This is a genomic window from Brevundimonas sp. SGAir0440, assembly GCF_005484585.1.
In the GTDB taxonomy this organism is placed as follows: domain Bacteria; phylum Pseudomonadota; class Alphaproteobacteria; order Caulobacterales; family Caulobacteraceae; genus Brevundimonas.
The window spans coordinates 1209604-1232190 of the sequence record NZ_CP039435.1 but is presented as its reverse complement, the minus strand read 5'-3'; the positions used below and the strand labels follow the sequence as shown (position 1 = coordinate 1232190).

Below are 22587 nucleotides of genomic sequence, written 5' to 3'. Positions count from 1 at the left end.
CTCAACTCACGCCAAAATGCGCAGTGAGGTCAACCGAATGTCAGCCCGCGCGCGCCAGCTCCGGCACGCGGGTCACTTCACGCCACGCGTGCGGGGCGGCCAGCAGGGCGCGGACCAGCTTGTTATTCAGGGCGTGACCGGCCTTGTAGCCTTCGTAACGACCCAGCAGGGGCGCGCCCAGCACATACAGGTCGCCGATGGCGTCCAGCGCCTTGTGACGCACGAACTCGCGTTCCATGCGCAGGCCGCCGGGATTCAGAATCTCGTCGCCGTCGATGACCACGGCGTTCTCCAGCGAACCGCCGCGCGCCAGGCCCGCCTTGCGCAGCGCCTCGACCTCATGGGCGAACCCGAACGTGCGGCAGGCCATGATCTGCTTGCGGAAGGTCGGTTCGTCCACGACGAAGTCGATCACCTGATTGCCGATCACGGCCGACGGGAAGTCGATCTCGAACCGCATCTCGTAGCGGTCGCACGGCATCAGGGCCGCATGCTTGTCGCCCTCGACGACATGAACCGTTTCCAGGATCTCGATATAGCGCTGCGGCGTCGGCTGCGGTCGGAAACCGGCGCGGTCCAGCAGCTTCACGAACTCCAGCGCAGAACCGTCCAGGATCGGCAGCTCCGGTCCGTCCACCTCGACCACGGCGTTCGACACGCCCAGCGCGGCGAAGGCGGCCATCAGATGCTCGATCGTCGACAGGCGAACGCCCGCGCCGTTCTCGATCATGGTGTTCAGGCGGGCGTCAACGACCGCATCGCCCGACACCGGAATGCGGTTGTCGCGGTCGGTGATGTCGGTGCGCACGAAGACGATGCCCGTGCCCGACGGCGCAGGCCGAACCGCCAGCCGAACCCGACGGCCGGTGTGCACCCCGACCCCGGCGATGATGGCCGGGGCGACGATGGTGCGTTCGTGATGGTCGTTTCTGACCGACAAACCTGAACTCGCTCTTTCCTTTGCGCGCCGCACGCCGTGCGTATTGCGCCCTGGGTGTCATTAGCGGTCATGCCGCAAGCGCGAAATCAAAGTCCGGTTTCGGATTGTTTCGGTCTGAGACACATCCGGAAACGAGAAACGCCTCGGAGGCGGGCTCCGAGGCGTTTGGTCGTCATTTGGGATGTTTAGTTGGCCAGACGGCGGAGAAAGGATGGGATTTCCAGGTCATCATCGGCCTGTCCCGCCTCCGGTTCTGGCTGTTGGACCGGTTGAGCCGACGCGCGCGCCGAGTGCGACGATTGCGGCGCATAGGACATATCGTGCTGAGGCTGGGTGCGTTTGCCGCGCCCGAACAGGCTCCAGCCGCTGCGGCGGTGGTCACGGTCGTCGTAACCATCGTCAGCTTGGGGTTGCTGGGCCGCAGGCGCGGCGCGCTCGTAGAGATCACCTTGCGGCGCGACGCGCGGAGCCGGTGCCCGGGTTTCATATTCCTCGACCCAAGGATCGACGATGGGGTCCAGAGTGCGCGGCTGCGGCTCGGCGACGCGGATCACCGGCTCGGGGCGCGGTTCCGGTTCGCGAGCGGCAGGGGCCTGAAAGGTCGGCACGACCGGCGCCGGCTCGATGCGGGGCTCGGGCGCGCGCGGGGCTTCGGCGCGGACCGGCTCGCGATAGGTGTCGCGGGTCGGCTCCGGGGCGCGCGAGGCTTGCGTGCCATACAGGCCGCCGGCCGAGCGGCGCGCATCATGGCTGGCCAGCGGCGCGCTGGCGGCCGGCGGGGCGATGGGTTCAATGCGACGCACTTCGCCCTCGTCCATGCCGGTCGCGACGACCGAGACGCGGATCTTGCCATCCAGGGCCGGGTCGAAGGCCGCACCGAAGATGATGTTGGCGTCGCCGTCCACTTCTGCGCTGATGGCGTTGGCGGCCTCGTCGACTTCCAGCAGGGTCATGTCCAGACCGCCGGTGATGTTCACCAGCACGGCCTTGGCGCCCTTCAGGCTGGTCTCGTCCAGCAGCGGGTTGGCGATGGCGTTCTGGGCCGCCAACAGGGCGCGGTCGTCGCCCGTGGCCTCGCCCGTGCCCATCATCGCCTTGCCCATCTCGGACATGACGGCGCGCACGTCGGCGAAGTCCAGGTTGATCAGGCCCGGCAGGATCATCAGGTCGGTGATTGAGCGCACGCCGGAGTGCAGGACCTGATCGGCCATGCCGAAGGCGTCGGCGAAGGTCGTGCGCTCATTGGCGACGCGGAACAGGTTCTGATTCGGGATGACGATCAGGGTATCGACATAGCGTTGCAGCTCGGCGACGCCCGCATCGGCCAGACGCATGCGGTGACGCCCTTCGAAGGTGAAGGGCTTGGTCACCACGCCGACGGTCAGGATGCCGCGATCACGCGCGCATTTGGCGATGACCGGCGCCGCGCCGGTGCCGGTGCCGCCGCCCATGCCGCAGGTGATGAAGACCATGTGCGCACCTTCCAGGTGCTGATGGATCTCGTCGGCGGATTCCTCGGCGGCGTTCATGCCGACTTCGGGGTGGGCGCCGGCGCCCAGGCCTTGGGTGATGGTCTCGCCCAGTTGGATGCGGCGATCGGTCTTGGCGAAGCTGAGGTGCTGCGCGTCGGTGTTGGCCACGACGAACTCGACCCCTTCGAGGCCGGCGTCGATCATATTGTTCACGGCGTTGCCGCCGGCGCCGCCGACGCCGAACACGACGATGCGGGGCTTCAGTTCAGTGTGTTGCGGCTTGACCAATGAAAGCGACATTTTCTGTTTCCGACCTGCTGACCCGCCCCTTCAAACCAACCGACCGCCCCGCCGAATCGCTTTGGTTATGAGCGCGTTAAGGATTGCGCCCATGAAGGTTAAGAGAAGGTTACGGCGATAATGTGAGTCGGACCGAAGAACACCCCAAACCGAAAGCGTTGCTGGACTTTTCCTGTCGACAAAAGAAAAGGGCGGCTCTTTCGAGCCGCCCTTTCCGTTTCGCTGAAGCTAAACCTACCAGGTGCGCAGGTTCAGACCGAAGAAGTAACGGGTGCCGTATGGGTCGAAGTTGGAATACAAAGTGTATCCAAGCCACGGTGCCTGCTCGGCGTCGAACGCGTTCACCACACCAGCACGCAGCGTCAGGTCGTCACGCACCTTGTAGCGGACGGTGAAGTCGTGACGGGCGAAGTTGCCGGTGTCCATGTATTGGACTAGGCGGCTATCCGCATTGTTGACGAACGTGCGGGCTTGGACGATGTCCTGGGCCGTCTGCCAGTCGACCGACCAGTTGATGCTCAGCCGGTCCGTCGGCGCGTAGGTCAGCGACGATGTGAATCGGACCCGCGGATAGTAGAGCAGTGACGCCGACTCGGTGAAATCGCTCGGATTCTGGGCATTATTGAAGTTCTTCTGTTCAATCAGCCACGAACCGCCCAGGCTGTAGTCGAAGCGACCCCAGTTTTTGCCGAACAACTCGTCGGTATCCACGCTGTACCGAACATCAAAGTCCAAGCCGCGCGTGGTGCGCTTGGCGTAGTTGATCGAGCCCGAGATGTAACCGCCGAGAGGGTCACCGGTGGGAGCGCCGACGCCGAACGGAACGTTCGGATTGTTACGGAAAATGGTGGCGCAGGCGGCGGTATTAAGCGTCGACCCATTGACGCAGTTTTGTGCGGCGACCTGCGGAGTAACCGTAGCGATCACATTGGAGATTTCGATCTCGTAGTAGTCTAGCACCAGGCTGAAGTTCGGGATGAAGCGGGGCTTCAGGACCGTCGAGAACGTGAAGCTTTCCGATTCTTCCGGCTGCAGGCTGGGGTTGCCGCCGCTGACGCCCGCGATGCTGCCCGTGCCGTAAGCCAGGCCGAAATCGTCAGTGTTGGTCGCCGTAGCGCCGGCGAAGTCGAACGTATAGCCGGCGGCTTGAGCCAGAGCCGTACAGTTACGAATCCGGTTCTCACGATACTGCGCATTCCCCGCAGCATTGATGTTCGCCGTGGTGCAGGGGTCGTCCGATCCGAAGAACGAGAAGGTCTGCGAATAGGGCGAATAGATTTCGCTCAGGTTGGGCGCGCGCAAGGAGGTGTTGAAGCTCGACTTGAAGGCGATGTCCGAGATCGGACGGTATACCACGTTGACGCCATAGACGTCCCCGGTTCCGGTCGTGGAATAGTCGAAGCTGCGGTACGAACCGCTCAGTTCCGCATATTGCCCCAAGAAGGAGTCACGGAACAACGGCACCGACAATTCGGCGAAGACTTCGTTCGAAGTGTACTCAACCCCCGGCAGGTCGGCGCCGGTGTTCAGGAAAAGGAAACGATCGCCGGTTTCGGCGTCACGACCGGTGGCCTCAGTGAACTCCCGGCGATATTCGGCGCCGACAGCCAGACCCAGAGGACCTGCGCCCCAGAAGTCCCAAAGTTGCCCCGAGACAGAAGCCAGGGCCTGTTCCTGCTCGTTGCGCTCCGTGATGCCCACTTCTGCGTAGACATAGTCGAGAGCCGCTTGGCTCTGATTGCCTTTACCGAAAATGTTAAGCGGCTGACACTCGTTGATGGCGGCGCGGCCGGCGGCGCTGCCACGGACATCACCGCCACGAACGGCGTCGGCGATCAGGGCTGCATTCTGTGCTTGCAGGTTCTGCACGCGGCAGACGATTTGGCCTTGCGAGTTGACGATGGCGTCCGCAGCGAAGGCCATACGCTCGACATCGACGCCCTTCTCACGGTTGACCACTTCGACCTGACCATAGGTGTAGCCGACGTCCCAGGAAACGTTCTTCACGAAGCCGAAGCGCTCGTGGTCGCCCTCAAACGACAGCACACCGCGCCACAGGTCACGCGTGTTGAACTGGCTACGATCCGGACCACGCAGGGCCGAACGTGCATAAGGCGCCGGAGCAGTGCCAATCAGTTGGCCGGCTTGGGTCGCTGTGGGCTGGCTGTAGATGTTGATCCGGTTCTGTTGGATCGCCGTCTTCAGGTTCGCCGGCATGAAGGCGTTGTCGCTCAGACGAATGTCGAACGCACTGCCGCTACGGATGGTCGAGACCGCACCAGCGCCGGTGCGGTCGGAGATGAAGATGTCGAAGAAGGTCGGCTGTCCTTCGTCGAACGTTTCCTCTGTCACGTACTTGGCTTCAAGGTGAGCCCGAATATCCGACGTGATCTTCAGATTGCCGCCGATCTGGTAGCGCTGCGATTTCGACTCGGGAACCTGCGAATACTGGCCGTACTCGGACGCCAACTCACCGTCACCACCGACGTTCAGGACACGTTGAACGCTGCCCACGCCGACGCGCGTGCCGAAGTCGGCCAAGCGAGCGGTCGTACCGTCGAACACCCAGGAATAACCGGGGTTCAGCGCCGTACAGTTGGTGTTGCTGTAATTGGCGGCCGTCGGATTGAGGCCGACGGTGCCGCAACTGGCGTAGGGAATGTCCGGATCGCCGAGCGGGCTACCCGGCTGATTGTTAGCCAGGTTCACGATGCCCCAACGCAGACGCTGCATGGTGCGCAGGTTGCTGAACAGAGTCGTATCCGTCACACCGTCGTAGGGAGAGGCGGTCGGATCCACATCAGTGGTGACCAACGATGTCGAACGCGCCATCCAGTCAATCTGGTTCGTGCGAACTTCGTCCAGGTCTTCATACTCGGCAAAGGCGTACAGGTTCAGGCGGTCATCAAAGAAATTCTTGCCGACCAGGGCCGAGATACGCTTGTTGGCCTGCCCGTCTTGGTTCTTCTGGCCATAGTTGGCATCGATTTCTAGACCTTCAAAATCGCGACGAAGCTTGAAATTCAGCACGCCGGAGACTGCGTCAGCGCCATAGACCGACGAGGCGCCGCCGGTGACGATCTCGATGTTTTCGATCAGCAGACGGGGAATGGTGTCGACGTCGACGGCCAGCGAGCCGCCGTTCGAACCAACGTGACGACGGCCGTCGACCAGCGTCAGCGTACGGTTGGAGCCCAGCGAGCGCAGGTTGGCGAACGACAGGCCGCCGTCGCCCAAGTTGGAGCCGGTGGTATCGGAGGGGACGACCGAGTTCGACAAAGCCGGGATCGTGGCCAGATAGTCGATCATCGTGTTCTGACCGGAGGTCACCAGGGTCTCGCGGCTGACTTGGATTAGCGGCGTCGGCGCGGTCGTCGGATCGCGACGGATACGCGAACCCGTGACGACGATTTCGTCAACCTGAGTAGCGTCCGCAGCTTCAGCGGCGGTTTGCTGCGCCTGAGCCCAGGCGGGGGCCGACACGGCGAGAATGCCCGCCAGAACCGTCGTCCCGAACAAATAATTACGCTTCAGTTTCATAATCAGTCACCCCACTAGAATCGATTTGCGAATAGCCGAGCCGCAAAAGCCCATGGCTTCTCCAAAACCGTCTAGCGAAATATGGCTGTCAGGCAACCAATGTGACCCAAATCGGGCCAGCACGCGTCGATGATGTTACAATCATGACACAGTTCAGCTACCGAGGATTGGTTAGCTGCTGCCGCTGTCATGGGCGCTTAAGTGGATGAGTCGCAGCGCGTTTGACTGCGAAGAGACAGCGTCACAGATTGTCGCGCAGCCAGCCGGCCACACGCCCCACCACATTCCCGCGGTGAATGCGCGGCGCATCCGCAGCCGTGATCTGGCGCGCCATCAGCTTTCTCGCCGACACCGCCTCGCGCGGTCCGTAGGCGGCGCGGAGGAGGACGCCGGCGCTGGCGCAGAAGGCGGGGCCGGAGGCGGCGTCGGCCAAATGTGGCGCCCGTTGGGGTTTTCCGAGGCGGACAGGACGGTCGAAGACGCGCACCGCCAGCTCGCGCACGCCATTCAGCTGGCTGGCGCCGCCGGTCAGGACCAAGCCGGCGCCGGGCTCCAGGCCGACGCCTGCGTTTTTTAGCCGATCACGGAGCAGTTCGAGGGTTTCCTCGACGCGGGGCGCGATGACGGTCTTCAGCATGGCGCGCGGGACGATGACGGGGCCGGCCGAGGCGTCCTCGCCGCGCGGCGGGGCCTCCAGCATCTCGCGGTCTTCGTTGGCGCTGGCCATGGCCGAGCCGTGCAGGGTCTTGAGCCGTTCGGCGCCGGCCTTGGACGTCGACAGGCCGCGCGCGATATCGGAGGTGACGTGATCGCCGCCGACGTTCAGGCTTTCAATATGCAGCAGGGAGCGGCCGCCCCAGACCGCGGCGCTGGTCGAGCCGCCGCCCATGTCGATGCAGACGGCGCCCAGATCCATCTCGTCCTCTTCCAGCGCGGCCAGAGACGAGACGACGGGTGCGGCGGCGACGCCTTGCAGGTCGAGGTGAGCCAGCTCCAGGCAGTGGCTGAGCGTCGTAAAGACGTTCTCGGCCATCGAGACGACCAACAGATCCAGCCCCAGAGAACCGCCCCGCATCGAACGCGGATCATGCACGCCCCGCGCGCCGTCGACCGACCAGGCGATGGGCAGGACGTGGATCGGGCGACGGTTGGGCAGGCGAATCTGGGCCAGGGCCATGCCGATGGCGCGCGCCAGATCGGCGTCGCCGACCGGATTGGCGCCCAGCGAGACGCGGGCCTGCACCCGGTGGCTGGCCATCTGGCCGATAGCCGTGGTGACGACGACGCCGGATACCGGGCTCTGGGCGGCGCGTTCGGCGCGTTCGACGGCGTGGCCGATGGCCTGAGCCGCCTCATCCATGTTGATGATCGCCCCGCCCCTGACGCCCTTGGACTGGACATGGCTGGCGCCTGCGACGCGGATGGTGCGGTCGGCGTGGCGCACGCCGTCCGGCTTCATGATGAAGCACGAGACCTTGGATTGCCCGATATCCAACGCAGCGACCACGGGCGCACGACCGGCGCGAGGATCCATGCCCCGACCGTGATCATTCGCCGCGCCGCGTTGCTTGGTCATGTCTCTACGGTCCTTAGGCGTCGCCGGCGGGTCGCACGGCGACCTCGTCGGGGGTTCTGAGATCGACGCGGGCGAAACCCAGGTCGAGCAGGCGTTCGCGCTGGTCCAGCGCATCGAGGCGGATCAGGGCCGCCTCCTGTTCAGTGGCGGGCAGCTGGATCAGGCTGCCGTCCTTGAGACGCAAGTCCCAGCGGCGCTCGTCCACGCGCACCAGGGCGTCCACCATTCCCATCAGTCGCGGGCGCTGGGCCAGCAGAGGCAGGATTTCGCCAGCCGCCACGTCGGCGCCCTTGCCCACGACCAGCGGCAGCGTCGGATAGCGACGCGCGTCGGCGCCGTCGATGACCTGGCCCCGGTTGTCGATGACCTTGATCTGACCGGCTTCCTGCCAGACGGCCAGGCGGTCGTGTTCCTTGACCTCAACGATCAGGGTGTCGGGCAACAGGCGCACCACGCGCGCCTCCTTGACCCAACCCACGCCTTGAACCCGCGTCCGAATGGCGTCCAGATCCAGGCTGGTGATCGGCTGACCGGAATACAGGCCCAGCGCGCGCTGGATCGCCGGCTCGGCCTCAGGCGAGGCGCCGGTGATGTGCACCCGCTTCAGCGTCAGGCCCATGCCGGCCGTCACACTGTCCAGGCCATGAGAAACCGAGGCGCCGATCCGCTCGGCGCGAGCGCCCGTGGCCAGAACCCCGACCAGCAGCAGCGCGCCGGCGCCCAGGGCGATCACGGCGGTGCGGGGCGAAATATCGACACGGCCGATGGCGGCCATCTTGCCGGGAACGGCGGACGCGTTCTGGGCCCCGCCGCGCGACCGTCCTCCGCCCTTGGAAGCCGCACCGCCTTGTGGAGCCTGATTAGAACCCTGTCGCCGGCCGCCGCGAACTACCGCGGGCATGAGGCGTCCTCCACCATCCACCGAACCAAATCGTCATAGCTCATCCCGGTATGGGCGGCCTGCTCGGGCGCGAGCGAAGTCGGGGTCATGCCGGGCTGCGTATTGACCTCCAACAGGACCAGATCGTCCTTAACATCATCATAACGGAAGTCGGATCGCGACACGCCGCGGCACCCCATGGCCAAGTGCGCCGCCTCCGCCTGACGCAGCGCCTTTTCGAACACATGCGGCGGCAGGACGGCCGGCAGGACGTGCACCGATCCGCCCGGCGCATATTTGGCCTCGTAGTCATAGAAGCCCTTGGTCGGAGTGATGTCCGTGACGGTCAGGGCGCGCGGCCCCGTCGCCTCGCCCAGCACGGTGACGCACAACTCCTTGCCTGCGATATAGGGCTCGACGACGACCTGCTCGCCGTAGGCCCAGCCCGGTTCGCCCACCTCAGCGACCGGACGGTTGGCACCCTCGCGCACCAGGAAGACGCCGACCGACGACCCCTCCGCATTCGGCTTGACCACATAGGGCGGGTCGATGACGTGGCGGCTGGCGACTTCGTGACGATCGTAAAGACCACCACCCGGCACCTTGATGCCCGCCGCCCGCAGGACGGCCTTGGACTTGTCCTTGTCCATCGCCAGGGCCGAGGCCAGCACGCCGGAATGGGTGTAGGGAATACGCAGCGTCTCCAGCACGCCCTGGACGCAGCCGTCCTCGCCCCAGGCGCCGTGCAGGCAGTTCAGCACCACGTCGGGCCGGATCAGGCCGGGCAGCACATTGGCCAGATCCCGCCCGGCGTCCACGCGGCTGACGCGCACACCCTGCCGCTCCAGCGCGCGCGCGCACTGCTCGCCCGACGAGAGGGACACCTCCCGCTCTGCGGAAAGGCCGCCCATCAGGACGGCGACATGAAGGTCTTTGAAAGCGCGGGCCATGACGCCTTGGATTGGGGCCTACATGTTTAACAGGCCGTCAACCATTCGCGTCCGAAGACCATTTTGCGCGGGATTTTTTATCGCGCCCGGCCGATCCGCTTGATTTCCCACTCCAACTGAACGCCGGTCTTAGCCAGCACATCGGCGCGAACCGCCTCGCCCAGGCCTTCAACATCGGCCGCAGTCGCTTCCCCGGGATTGATCATGAAGTTGGAGTGCAGTTCGCTGAACTTGGCCCCTCCCCCGGTTTCGGCGTGCAGCTTGCCGCGCCAACCGGCCTCATCCACCAGCTTCCACGACGAATGGCCCTCGGGGTTCTTGAACGTCGAGCCGCCGGTCTTTTCACGGATCGGCTGGGTGGTCTCGCGACGACTGGTGATCTCGGAGATCCGGGCCGCCACCGCCTCGGGTTCGTCGGCCGTGCCGCGATAGGTCGCCTCGACCCAGATGATGTCGGCCGGCGCCTGCGAATGGCGATAGGTGTAGCCGAAGTCGGCCAGAGCGTAATGGACCCGCTCGCCCGCCCGCGTCAGGCCCCAGGCCGACACCAGCACGTCCTTGGTCTCGGAGCCGTAGCAACCGGCGTTCATGGTCAAGGCGCCGCCTATCGTGCCCGGAATGCCGGCATAGAATTCCAGCCCGGCGATTCCTGCCTTGGCGCTGGCCTTGGCGACCATCGAGTCCAGCGCGCCCGCGCTGGCCGTGACGGTGTCGCCGTCCGTCGTGATCTGCGCCCACGGGCGGCCCGCCAGGCGGATCACCACGCCCTCGACCCCCCCGTCGCGAACGATGACGTTCGATCCGACGCCCAGAACCGTCACCGGCACGGCCGGGTCCAAGGCCTTCAGGAAGTCCCCCAGATCCTCAGCGTCCGCCGGAATGAACAGGGCCTCGGCCGCGCCGCCCACCCGGAACCAAGTATAGGGCGCCAGCGGCTCGTTCCGCAGCAGCTTGCCGCGCACGTCGGGCAAAACGATCACGCCAGAGCCTCCAGCTGCGCCGGCAGGCCATAGGCCCAGCTGGTGATGTCGCCGGCGCCCAGCAGCACCACAACGTCGCCGGATTTGGCCTCATCCTTGATCAGGCGCGGCAGGACAGCGGCGTTCTCCAAGGCCTGGACGTGACGGTGGCCGTAGCGGCGCACCCCGTCGGCCAGCGCGTGCTTGTCCACTCCTTCGATCGGCTGTTCGCCGGCGGGATAAACATCGGCGACGATCACGCTGTCGGCGTCCGAGAAGCAGGTCGAGAACTCGTCCATCAGGTCGCGCAGGCGCGTGTAGCGGTGCGGCTGAACCACGGCGATGACCCGACCCTCCGTCACCTGACGCGCGGCCTTCAGCACGGCGGCGATCTCGACCGGGTGGTGGCCGTAGTCGTCGACGATGCGAACGCCGCCCACGACGCCCGTGGTGGTGAAGCGGCGCTTGACCCCGCCAAAGCCGGCAAGGCCCGCGCGGATCGCGTCGTCCGACACATCCAGCTCGCGCGCCACAGCGATGGCGGCCAAGGCGTTCGACACATTGTGCCAGCCAGCCATCGGCAGATGGACGCCCGAGATCAAATGGGTTTCGCCATTCTGAATGACCACGTCGAAGCGGCAGCCGTCCGGCCCCATCTCGACATTGTCGGCCCGCACCATGGCCTGCGGATTGACCCCGTAGGTCACCAGCCGCCGGTTATCGATGGCCGCGACCAGTTTTTGCACTTCGGGATGGTCCAGGCAGACAGCGGCGAACCCGTAGAAGGGAATGTTTTCGACGAAGTCCACGAACGCTTTCCGCACCCCGTCGAAGTCGCCGTAGTGGTCCAGATGTTCGGGATCGATGTTGGTGACGATGGCCACCGTCGACTTCAGGCGCAGGAAGCTGCCGTCCGACTCGTCCGCCTCCACCACGATCCAATCGCCGTCGCCGACCTTGGCGTTGGTGCCGTAGGCGTTGATGATGCCGCCATTGACCACCGTCGGATCCAGGCCCGCCGCATCCAGCAGGGCCGCCACCATCGAGGTCGTCGTCGTCTTGCCGTGTGTGCCGCCCACAGCGATCGAGAACTGCAGCCGCATCAGCTCGGCCAGCATCTCGGCCCGGCGCACCAGCGGGATGCGGCGCTCGCGGGCCGCCTTCATCTCGGGATTGTCGGCTTTGACCGCCGTCGAATAGACCACGGCCGAAACGCCCTCGCCCACATGGGCGGCGTCGTGGCCGATGAAAATCTTGGCGCCCAGCTGTTCCAGCCGCTCGGTATTGGCGCTGGCCTTGGCGTCCGAGCCCTGAACCGAATAGCCGATCTTCAGCATGATCTCGGCGATGCCGCTCATGCCGATGCCGCCGATGCCGACGAAATGAACGGGACCGAGGTCGAACGGGACGGGGCGAAGGCGTGCAATCATTTTCGCCTCATAAACGCCGCCTCGCCTCCTGCGAAGGGCGCGCCGCATACGGAGCGAACTTTTCTAGCGACGATCGGGCGCGGCTGTGCGCGAACTCGCACAGAACTATTGCGCCTCCACCGAGTTGTCTTCGGGAACGCGCGCGGCTCCCGCTTGCGCCGCTGCTCCAAAGGATTCCTAAGATGGCCAAGAACGCAAAGCCGGCCGGCGCGCCGACAATCGGCAACGCTGGCGAAGTGCACCAGACCGCCTCGACGCCTGAGACCCGCCTGACCACCAATCACGGGACGCCAATCAGCGACAATCAGAACTCGCTGAAAGCCGGCCCGCGCGGCTCGACCCTGCTGGAAGACTTCATCCTCCGCGAGAAGATCCAGCATTTCGACCACGAGCGTATCCCTGAGCGGATCGTCCATGCCCGCGGCTCGGCCGCCCACGGCTTCTTCGAACTGACCGACAGCCTTTCGGACTTCACTACCGCGAAGATTCTGACCGAGGTCGGCAAGAAGACCGAACTGTTCGCCCGCTTCTCGACCGTCGCCGGCGGCGCGGGCTCGGTGGACACGCCGCGTGACGTGCGCGGCTTTGCGGTCAAATTCTACACGACCGAAGGCAACTGGGATCTGGTCGGCAACAACATCCCCGTCTTCTTCATCCAGGACGCGATCAAGTTCCCGGACCTGATCCATTCGGTGAAGATGGAGGCGGACAAGGGCTATCCCCAGGCGGCCAGCGCCCACGACACCTTCTGGGACTTCATCGGCCTGATGCCCGAGAGCATGCACATGGTCATGTGGGCCATGTCGGATCGCGGCATTCCGCGCAGCCTGCGCATGATGGAAGGCTTCGGCGTCAACACCTTCCGGCTGATCAACGCCGAAGGCGAGGCGACCCTGGTCAAGTTCCACTGGCGGCCCAAGCTGGGGGCGCAATCGACCTGCTGGGACGAGGCGGTCAAGATCGCCGGCGCCGACCCGGACTATCACCGTCGCGACCTGTATGAGGCCATCGATCAGGGCGACTTCCCCGAATGGGAGTTCGGCGTACAGTTGTTCACGCAGGAACAGGCCGACGCCCTGCCCTTCGACATTCTGGACGCCACCAAGCTGGTGCCGGAAGAGGATTATCCGATCCGCGTGATCGGCCGCATGGTCCTGAACCGCAATCCCGACAACTTCTTCGCCGAGACCGAACAGGTCGCCTTCCTGCCGACCAACATCGTGCCGGGCATCGACTTTTCGGAAGATCCGCTGTTGCAGGGACGGCTGTTCTCCTATCAGGACACCCAGCTGTCGCGCCTGGGCACGGTCAACTTCCACCAGATCCCGATCAACCAGGCCAAGGGCTGCCCCTTCCAGAACTTGCAGCGCGACGGCCATATGCAGATGGCCGTGCCCAAGGGCCGCGCCAACTATGAGCCCAACAGCCTGTCCGAGGCGGGCGAGGACGGCGGCCCGCGTGAAGATCCCAAGGGCGGTTTCCGCACCGCGTCCATCCCGGTCGAGGGCGAAAAGGTCCGGCTGCGCGCCGAAAGCTTCGCCGATCACTACAGCCAGGCGCGGCTGTTCTTCCGCTCCCAGACCGAGATCGAACAGGCCCACCTGGCCAGCGCCATCGTCTTCGAACTGTCCAAGGTGTCGCTCGCTCACGTTCGCGAGCGCATTTTGGCCAATCTGCAAAACGTCGATGAGACCTTGGCTCAGCGGGTCGCCGACGGCCTGAACCTGTCCCTGCCCAAGGCGTCCGACCCCGGCGTGGCGCCCATTGATCTCGAAGCCTCGCCCGCCTTGCGCATCGTCGGCAAATATCCCGATACTCTGAAGGGCCGAAAGGTCGCCATCCTCGTCGCCGACGGTTCGGACGGCGCGGTCGTCGACGCCGTAAAGGCGTCGGTTGAAGGCGACGGCGGCTCGGTCTTCATCGTCGCGCCCAAAATCGGCGGCGTCAGGCTGAAGGACGGCAAGACGCTGGCGGCCGACTGCCAACTGGCCGGCAGCCCGTCGGTCTTGTTCGACGCCGTGGCGATCGTTCTGTCCGAGGACGGCTGCGCCCAAATGCTGAAAGAAGGCGCCGCGGTCGATTTCGCCAAGGACGCCTTCGGCCACCTCAAGGCCATAGGCCACACGCCTGAGGCCCAGCCCCTGCTCGACAAGGCAGGCGTCGAGCCGGACGCTGGCGTGATCGACCTGTCCAAGAACGCCGAAAACTTTCTCGCCCCCGCCCGCACCCGCCAATGGGATCGCGAACCCAAGGTGCGGATTTTGGCCTGACCGCGGTAAACTTGATCAGAATGAAAAAAGGCCGGGCGATGCATCGCCCGGCCCTCTTCTTTCAGCATCGCGACGCGATCAACTGTCGGCCTGCCAGCCCCCGGCCAGGGCGCGGAACAGGGCGATCTGGTAGGTGGTGACCAAGGCGTCGGACTGGGCCAAAGCCGCGTCGGCCGCCGCCTGGGTGCGTTCGGCGTCCAGCACCAGAAGGAAGCTGTCGGCGCCGGCGTTGAAGCGCAGGCGCGACAGGTCGGTGGCGCGGGCCGCTTGGTCCCTAGCCTCTGTCAGGGCCGCACGGCGGTCCAGTTCGTTGGCGTAGTTGCTAAGGGCTGTCTCGGTTTCCTGAAGCGCCGTCAGCACCGTCTGGTCGAAGGTCGCCAGAGCCGCGTCCGAACGGGCGCCGGCGGCCTTGATCTGAGCGCGGGCGGCGAAGACGTTAGGGAAGGACCAGCTGATCAGCGGACCGAAGCTGAAGCGGAAGTTCTGGTCGTTACCCAGTTCGCCTGAGTCCAACGCGGTGGAGCCAAAGGACCCGCCCAGGCTGATCTGCGGAAACAGGTTGGCGGTCGCCACGTTCACGCGCGCGGCGGCTGCGGCCAGTTCGGCCTCGGCCTGGCGCACGTCGGGACGGCGGGCCAGAAGCGCCGCGCCGTCGCCGACCGGGATCGGCTGGCTGAGCTGGGGCGGACGCACGCAGGCGGCGGCGGCCTGGCTGGCTTCGGCCGGGGTGCGCCCGGTCAGGGTCGCCAGGCGGAACAGGGCCTCGTTACGGGCTGCGCGCAATGTCGGCAGGGTCGCCGCCGTCTGGGCCAGGGCCGCGCGGGCGCTGGCCACGTCCAGCCCGGTCCCCGCCCCGCCGTCCAGCAGAGTCTGGGTCAGATTGGCGGTATTGCGTTGCAGCTCCAGCGTCCGTTCGGCCACCGCGATCTGCGCATTGGCTGAGCAGGTGTCGGCATAGGCGCGGGTCGTCTCGGCCGCGACCGTCACCTGGACCGTGGCCAGGGCGGCCTCGGCGGCGCGGGCGTCGGCGCGGGCGGCGCGAATGGTGGATTCCACCCGTCCGAACAGGTCGACCTCATAGGCCGCCTGAATGCCGACGTCATAGGTGTCGATTTCGGGCGCATCCTGCCCTGCTGGCAGGCCCTGGACCGTGGCGGCCGAGGCGCGGCTGCGCTGGGCCTGGGCGCTGGTCGTCGTGGTCGGGAAACGGCCGACGCGGGCCTCCGACAGCGACGCCCGGACCGCGCGCAGATTGGCGAAGGCGGCCTCGAGCTGGTTGTTCTCGGCGAAGGCCTGCTGGATCAGGGCGTCCAGCGTAGGGTCCTCGTACAGCCGCCACCAGTCGTCGCGCGCCGCAGCGGTCGAGACGGTAGGGCTGGCCGAGCCGACGAACGCGCCCGTGCCGGCGACGGGCAGGTCGGCGACCGGCGCCTTGGGCCCGACCGCGCAGGCGGCGAGCAGGGCGCTGGAGGCTGCGGCGGTCAGGAAGCTGAGGGTCTTGTTGCGGATCATCAGATGTCCCCTCCCCGGCCGGTCACGGGCGCAGGCGCGTTCGGATCGGTCAGGTCGCTGGTTTCGTCATAACGCACGGGCCGGTCCGAAGGACGGTCAGGCGTCGGGGTCGGTTTCTTGCCTTGCGGCAGTTTCGAGGACAGCCAGCGGCAGACCACATAGAAGACCGGCGTGAAGATCAGGCCGAAGAAGGTCACGCCCAGCATGCCCGAGAAGACGGACGTGCCCAGCGACTGACGCATCTCCGCGCCCGGCCCCGAGGCCAGCATCAGCGGCACGACGCCGAGGATGAAGGCGAACGAGGTCATCAGGATCGGACGCAGACGGGTCTTGGCGGCGGCGACCGCAGCCTCGAACCGGTTCATGCCCTGCTCTTCCTCGGCCTGTTTGGCGAACTCGACGATCAGGATGGCGTTCTTGGCCGCAAGCGCGATCAGAACGACAAGTCCGATCTGGACCAGGATGTTATTGTCCAGGCCGCGCAGGTTCACCCCGATGATGGCCGCCAGCAGACACATCGGCACGATCAGAATGACCGCCAGCGGAAGCGTGAACGCTTCGTACTGAGCCGCCAGCACCAGGAAGACGAACACCACCGCCATCAGGAAGATGACCGTCGCGCCGGAACCCGCCGCCTTCTGCTGATAGGCCAGACCCGTCCATTCGTAGGAGAAGCCCTGCGGCAGGGTCTGGGCGGCCATGGTTTCCATGACCTGCAGCGCCTCGCCGGAGGAGACCCCTGCTGCAGCGTTGCCCTGAAGCTCGGCCGCCGGGAACAGGTTGTAGCGGACGATCCGCGCCGGACCGGAGTCGTCGATCAGATTAGCCACCGATCCGATCGGCACCATGGCGCCGGAGGACGACTTGGTCTTCAGATTGGCGATGTCGGCGATGTCGTCGCGCGCCGTCGGCTCCGCCTGCGCCGTCACCCGGAAGGTTCGGCCCAGCATGTTGAAGTCGTTGACGTAGGACGAACCCAGATAGACGCCCAAGGTGTCAAACACCGAGCTGGGCTGGACGCCCAGCATCAGCGCCTTGTCGCGATCGACATCGGCGGTCACGCGCGGCGAGGCCGTGTTGTAGGTCGAGAAGACCTGGCTGACCTCGGTCGGCTTCTGGGCGGCGGCGCCCATCATGGCGAAGGTGGCGCCTTCCAGCGGACGATAGCCGGCGCCTTCGCGGTCCTGGATCATCATCGAGAAGCCGTTGCCGGTGCCCAGACCCTGGACCGCCGGGGGGGCGATGACGAAGATCTGCGCGTCCTCGATCTGTCCGGTCGCCTGGGTGATGGCGCCGGCCAGAGCCGTGGCGGCCTGCTCCTTGGTGCGATCCTCGAACGGGTTCAGACGCACGAAGATGGTCGCGGCGTTCGAGCCGAAGGAGAAGCTTGATCCGTCCAGACCCGCAAAGGCGATGGCGCCGTCGACACCGTCGGTCTTGCGGATGATGTCTGTAGCACGCGTCATCACCGCTTCCGTACGATCCAGCGACGCACCGGCGGGCAGTTGGATAACGCCGATCAGGAAGCCCTGATCCTGTTCAGGAATGAAGCCCGAAGGAGTATCGATCAACCGCCAGGCGGTGAGGCCCAGCAGACCGGCATAGATGATCAGCACCAGGCCGACCGTACGGATCAGACGTGCCGTCAAACGACCGTAGCGATCCGACAGCCAGTCGAAGCCGTCGTTGAACTTCCGCCCGGCCCAGCCGCCGTAGTAGACCACCGCACCCAGGACGCCCGGCTTGCGGGCATGTTCATGATCCTTCTTGTGCGGCTTCAGCAGCAGGGCGGCCATGGCCGGCGACAGCGTCAGCGACACGAACAGCGAGATGACCGAGGCCGATGCGATGACGACCGCGAACTGGCGATAGAAGATGCCGGGGATGCCGGGCACGAACATCGTCGGCACGAACACCGACACCAGCACCAGGCCGATGGCGATCAGGGCGCCGGAGACCTCCTGCATCGATCGATAAGCGGCCTCCTTGGGACTGAGGCCTTCGCTGATCGCGCGCTCCACGTTCTCGACCACGACGATGGCGTCATCGACCACGATGCCGACCGCAAGGACCAGGGCGAACAGGGACAGGGAGTTGATCGAATAGCCCAGCGCCAGCTGCACCGCGAAGGTGCCGACCAGAGCGACGGGGATGGCGACGATGGGAATGATGGCCGCGCGCCAGGTCTGAAGAAAGACCATGACCACGATGATGACCAGGATGACGGCCTCGACCAGGGTGTGCTGAACCGACTCCACCGAGGCGGCGACGAACTCGGTCGGATTGTAAGGCACCGAGATGGCCATGCCGGCCGGCAGTTCGCCCTTGACGGCCTCGACTTCCTTGAGGACCCGATCAGCCGTGCCCAAGGCGTTCGCCCCCGGCTGCTGAACGATCGCGACGCCGACGCCGCGTTGGCCGTCGAAGAAGCCGCGGATGCCGTAATCCTGGGCGCCCAGTTCGATCCGCGCGACGTCGCGCAGGTAGGTGACGCGACCCTCGGCGTCCGTCTTCAGCACGACGTTGGCGAACTCATTGGGATCGCTCAGACGCCCCTGAACCTGAACAGGCAATTGGAACGCAGCGGCGTTGTTCGGGAAGGGAGGTTGGCCGATGGAGCCGGCGGCGGCCTGCACGTTCTGGGCGCGGAGGGCCGAGACGATCTCAGGGCCCGTCAGACCGCGCTCGGCGGCCTTGGCCGGGTCGATCCATACGCGCATCGAATAGTTGCCGCCGCCGAAGAGCTGAACTGCGCCGACGCCCTCGATCCGCAGCAGACGATCCCGAAGCGTGGAGTTGGCGTAGTTGCCGACATAGTCGTTGTCCAACGTGCCGTCAGGCGACGTCAAACCCAGGATCATCAGGAAGCCGCTCTCGGCCTTGTTGACCACGACGCCCGTCTGGCGAACCGCTTCCGGGAGTCGAGGCTCGGCCAAGGCGACCCGGTTCTGGACCAGCACCTGAGCAGCATCCAGATCCGTTCCCGGCTGGAAGGTCACAGTGATGGCCACCGTCCCGTCCGACGTGGACGAGGAGGAGATGTAGAGCATGTTCTCGACGCCGTTCACCTCCTGCTCGATGGGGGCGGCGACGGTTTCGGCCAGGGTCTCGGCCGAGGCGCCGGGGTAGGCGGCGTTAATCGTGATCGTCGGGGGCGCGATCTCGGGATACTGCGACAGGGGCAGCAAGGGATAGGCGGCGATCCCGATGATCGTGATCACCACCGAAATCACGGCCGCGAAGATCGGCCGGTCGATGAAGAAGCGGGAGATATTCATGACTTAGCCGGCCGGCAGGCTGTTGGCGAAGGAGGCGCTGGATGCCGGAGCCGCCTGCGTCACCGGCGCCTGGGAGGCGTTGCCTGCGACGGGTTCGATCTTGCCGTTCTTTGGCGTGACCTTGGAGCCCGGCTGGGCGGCGCGTTGCAGACCCGCGATGATGACGCGGTCAGTCGGAGCCAGGCCGGAACGAACGACGCGCAGGCCCTGGACGATCGGGCCGAGCTGGACGGCCTTGTTGGTCACGGTGCCGTCGGCGTTGACCACAGCGACGGTGCGGCGGGCCTGATCGGTGCCGATGGCCGAATCCGGCACCAGCAGGGCGTCATAGGCGCCGGCGCCCGCGACCTGGGCGCTGCCGAACATGCCGGGGCGCAGGAAGCCGTCGGCGTTGGGCAGGATGGCGCGCAGACGGATCACGCCCGAAGCGGTGTCCACGGCATTGTCAGCGAAGTCGAGACGGCCGGTATGCTTGTAGGTGCTTTCGTCCTGCAGGCGCACGTTGACGACCGCACCCTGATTGGCGCCGCCCTGACGTAGATACTTCAGCAGAACCGCTTCCGAACCGTCGAAGACGAAGTGGATCGGGCCGCCGGAAATGATGGTGGTCAGGATGTCTCCAGCCGACGAGCCGCCGGCGACGAGATTGCCCGGATCGACGCGACGGTCGGATACGCGACCCGAGGTCGGCGCGGTGACGCGGGTGTATTCCAGGTTCAGACGCGCATTGCGAACAGCGGCGTTGCCAGCCGCCAGATTGGCCTGGGCCGCATCGACGGCCGCCTTGTTGGAATCATATTCGGCCTTGGACACAGCTTGCGAGGCCAACAGAGCCTCGCTGCGGGCCAGGTTGGCGCGGGCCAGCGACAGCTGCGACTGGGCCTGAGCGACCTGGGCCTGAGCCTGGGCCAGCGCGGCCTGGGCCGGGCGCGGATCCAGGGTGAACAGCAGCTGGCCCTTCTGAACCATCTGTCCGTCGCGGAAGTGAACCGCCTGAATATAGCCGCCGACGCGGGCGCGCACATCCACGCTTTCGACCGCTTCGAAGCGCCCGGTGAACTCGTCCCAGTCCCGCACCTGCTGCTTCAGCGGCACGGCCACCGTCACGGGCGGCGCGCCTTGCGCCGGCGCCTCTGCCTTTGGGGAACAACCGTAAAGCGCACCCGTCACCATGACGGATACCGCCGCAATCTTCAGCCCGCGCATCTGCGCATCTCCCTGTCGGAGGTAAATCCCTGTCGTGCGGACATAGGCCGATGGGGAGTCGGCCTTGTCAACGGTTGTGACTTAATGGTCGGAGCCGTGGCGCTTGTCAACAGGCGTTGACAAAGCCATATGTGATCTACGGTTATTGTCTGTGGAGTGTCATCACCTTGTTATGTCCCGGCCCACGCCCGAGAAACGCCGCCGCCACGCGCACGGCCATTCTCGATGCTGCGCGCGAGAGATTCGCGGCCGAGAGCTATGACGACGTGGGCATGCGCGACATCGCCCGCGACGTCGGTGTCGATGCGGCCCTGATCAGCCGCTACTTCGGCTCCAAGGACGACCTGTTCCTGGCCGCGCTGGACAGTTGCGGCGACGGCAGCGCGCTGATGCAGGGCGAAAAGGCCGACTTCGGACGGCGCGTGGCGCATGAGATCGTCTTTGAACCCAAGAAGGCCGAAAAGCTGAAGGGCATGTCGATCATGCTGCGCTCCATCGGCTCGGCAAAGGCGTCGGAGATGGTTCAGAACACCTGCACTCAGCGCTTCTTCGGTCCGCTGGAGGAATGGCTGAGCGGGCCGGACGCCACCGTCCGCGCGCGGCTCTTGGCAGGCTTCATCATGGGCATGTCGGTCAGTCGTGAGCTGGGCGGCGGCAGCTTCAACATCGAACCCGCCCAATGTGAGGAAATGCGCGACCGACTGGCGCCCATTCTTCAGTCCCTGATCGACGGCTGATCCCATCGCCGAAATGAAAAAGGGCGCGGAGGCCAGCCTCCGCGCCCTTCGTCTTGTCTGGCGACCGGCTCAGTGCGAGGCGGTCGAGGTCACTTCGGTCCGAGCCTTGGTGCGGATGCAGCCGATGGCGAAGATGGTCAGGCCGACGTAGCCCAGCATCGGCACGATGAAGGCGGGCTGAAGCTTGCCGGCCGCATCGGCGATATGCGCCGCGACCTGGGGCAGCAGGGCGCCGCCGATGATGCCGAACACCAGCAGGCCCGACGTCGCCGACGTCGGCGCGGTCGAGCGCTCCAGCGTCAGGGTGAAGATGGTCGGGAACATGATCGAGTTGAACAGGCCGATCGACAGGACGGCATAGGCCGCCGTCGGGCCGCCGATCTGGCTGACGGTCAGGCACAGGACGGCCGCCGCGACGGTGCAGAAGGCCAGGACGACGCCGGGGCGAACCTTGGTCAGCACGAGCGAGCCGATGAAGCGGCCGACCATGGCGCCGCCCCAGTACAGGGCGACCATCTTGCCCGCCGTCTCGATGGGGGCGTTCAGGATTTCGGGGCTTTCGAGGAAGTTTGTCAACATGCCGCCGATGGCGACTTCGGAACCGACGTAGAGGAAGATGGCCAGGGCGCCGAACACGGCCCACGGCGACGACAGCGCCTTCAGCGGCGAGACCGCGTTGTGAAACTCCGGCGCCGCCGCATTGATCTTCTTGCGCGCGGTGAAGATGAAGACGGCGATCAAGGCGAAGAAGGCGCCCATGCCCAGGAAGGCCATGTCGATGCTGCGCAGCGACTGGGTGCGGGTCGCGGCGGTCACCACGGCGCCGGCGGCGAAGACGCCGCCCGTCAGCAGGACGTGCGAGCCCAGCCAGGGACCGACAGTCGTGCCCAGCGAGTTGAAGGCCTGCGACAGGTTCAGTCGGCTGGAGGCGCCCTTGGGGCTGCCCAGTTCGGCGACCAGCGGGTTGGCCGCGACCTGCAGCAGGGTCACGCCCGAGGCGATGACGAACAGGGCGATCAGCACGCCAGGATACCAGTCGGCGGCGGTGGCGGCCGGCACGATCAGACAGCCCGCGACCATGACGATCAGGGCACCGATGATCGAGCGGCTGTAGCCCAGTTTGCTGAGGACCGAGGCCGCCGGCAACGACATCAGCCCGTAGGCGATGAACCAGGCGAAGGTGGTCAGGAAAGCCTCGGCGTTGTTCAGGTCGAACACCCGCTTCACCGCCGCGATCAGCGGATCGATCAGCGAGGTCGCGAAACCCCAGGCGAAGAACAGCGTGGTGACATAGGCGAAGGCCAGGCCTGCACCCTGGCGTTTTCCGGCGTCCGGAACGGTCATGAATGATCCCCCAGTGAAATCGAACGGCCGCGCTGTGGTCGCGCGGTTCTCATTCTGCTTGGTTCGGCCATCGCGAAAGGCGCGTCCAGCTGAAAAGAGTGCTCTGTAACGAAACTTTTCCGCCGAGCAGGGTCGCAGGCAAAGAAAAGGGCCGCCTCGCGAACGCGGCGGCCCAAGTTTGCTCAGAAGAGAG

14 protein-coding genes are annotated in these 22587 nt (G+C 65.7%); 2 read left to right on the top strand and 12 right to left on the bottom strand.

Going from position 1 to position 22587, the window contains the following annotated elements; genetic code table 11:
* Positions 1–40: 40 nt before the first annotated feature.
* The 8 genes from lpxC to murC all read right to left on the bottom strand — a co-directional run bounded on the left by lpxC (position 41) and on the right by murC (position 12047).
* On the bottom strand, positions 41–940 hold the full coding sequence (gene lpxC / locus E7T10_RS05925; RefSeq protein ID WP_137721095.1) for a UDP-3-O-acyl-N-acetylglucosamine deacetylase: 900 nt from the start codon (positions 938–940) through the stop codon (positions 41–43).
* Positions 941–1125: 185 nt separating this feature from the next.
* Positions 1126–2712, bottom strand: coding sequence for a cell division protein FtsZ (gene ftsZ / locus E7T10_RS05920; RefSeq protein ID WP_039246895.1), 1587 nt, complete (start codon positions 2710–2712; stop codon positions 1126–1128).
* A 234-nt stretch (positions 2713–2946) separates the two neighbouring features.
* A complete protein-coding gene (locus E7T10_RS05915; protein WP_137721094.1) occupies positions 2947–6252 on the bottom strand; it encodes a TonB-dependent receptor in 3306 nt (1101 codons plus the stop codon).
* Positions 6253–6493: 241 nt separating this feature from the next.
* Positions 6494–7786 (bottom strand): cell division protein FtsA, encoded by a 1293-nt coding sequence (gene ftsA, locus E7T10_RS05910; RefSeq protein ID WP_137722567.1) that lies wholly within the window; start codon positions 7784–7786, stop codon positions 6494–6496.
* Positions 7787–7841: 55 nt separating this feature from the next.
* Entirely contained in the window at positions 7842–8729 is an 888-nt protein-coding gene (locus E7T10_RS05905) for a cell division protein FtsQ/DivIB (protein WP_210416164.1), read from the bottom strand.
* The gene (locus tag E7T10_RS05900; protein ID WP_137721093.1) at positions 8717–9658 is read right to left on the bottom strand and encodes a D-alanine--D-alanine ligase; all 942 of its coding nucleotides are present in this window, start codon (positions 9656–9658) and stop codon (positions 8717–8719) included. Before E7T10_RS05900 ends, E7T10_RS05905 begins: the two co-directional genes overlap by 13 nt.
* Before the next feature lie 77 nt (positions 9659–9735).
* The gene (murB, locus tag E7T10_RS05895) at positions 9736–10638 is read right to left on the bottom strand and encodes a UDP-N-acetylmuramate dehydrogenase (RefSeq protein WP_137721092.1); all 903 of its coding nucleotides are present in this window, start codon (positions 10636–10638) and stop codon (positions 9736–9738) included.
* A complete protein-coding gene (gene murC, locus E7T10_RS05890) occupies positions 10635–12047 on the bottom strand; it encodes a UDP-N-acetylmuramate--L-alanine ligase (protein ID WP_137721091.1) in 1413 nt (470 codons plus the stop codon). Before murC ends, murB begins: the two co-directional genes overlap by 4 nt.
* A 182-nt stretch (positions 12048–12229) precedes the next feature.
* On the opposite strand from murC, the gene E7T10_RS05885 reads away from it, so the two are divergent.
* Positions 12230–14317, top strand: coding sequence for a catalase (locus E7T10_RS05885; RefSeq protein WP_137721090.1), 2088 nt, complete (start codon positions 12230–12232; stop codon positions 14315–14317).
* A 78-nt stretch (positions 14318–14395) separates the two neighbouring features.
* On the opposite strand, the gene E7T10_RS05880 is transcribed toward E7T10_RS05885, so the two are convergent.
* From E7T10_RS05880 to E7T10_RS05870, 3 genes are read right to left on the bottom strand one after another with little or no spacing between them, the layout of a single operon-like run.
* Entirely contained in the window at positions 14396–15829 is a 1434-nt protein-coding gene (locus E7T10_RS05880; RefSeq protein WP_137721089.1) for an efflux transporter outer membrane subunit, read from the bottom strand.
* Positions 15829–19107, bottom strand: coding sequence for an efflux RND transporter permease subunit (locus E7T10_RS05875; protein ID WP_137721088.1), 3279 nt, complete (start codon positions 19105–19107; stop codon positions 15829–15831). The genes E7T10_RS05880 and E7T10_RS05875 overlap by 1 nt, the downstream gene beginning before the upstream one ends.
* 3 nt (positions 19108–19110) lie before the next feature.
* Positions 19111–20313, bottom strand: coding sequence for an efflux RND transporter periplasmic adaptor subunit (locus E7T10_RS05870; RefSeq protein ID WP_045810422.1), 1203 nt, complete (start codon positions 20311–20313; stop codon positions 19111–19113).
* A gap of 272 nt (positions 20314–20585) precedes the next feature.
* Between E7T10_RS05870 and E7T10_RS05865 the strand changes: the two genes are divergently transcribed.
* Positions 20586–21050 carry a TetR/AcrR family transcriptional regulator gene (locus E7T10_RS05865; RefSeq protein WP_017505129.1) on the top strand — a complete coding sequence of 155 codons (465 nt, stop codon included), beginning with the start codon at positions 20586–20588 and terminating at the stop codon, positions 21048–21050.
* Positions 21051–21119: 69 nt separating this feature from the next.
* On the opposite strand, the gene E7T10_RS05860 is transcribed toward E7T10_RS05865, so the two are convergent.
* The gene (locus E7T10_RS05860) at positions 21120–22394 is read right to left on the bottom strand and encodes a sugar MFS transporter (RefSeq protein WP_137721087.1); all 1275 of its coding nucleotides are present in this window, start codon (positions 22392–22394) and stop codon (positions 21120–21122) included.
* Positions 22395–22587 lie beyond the last annotated feature (193 nt).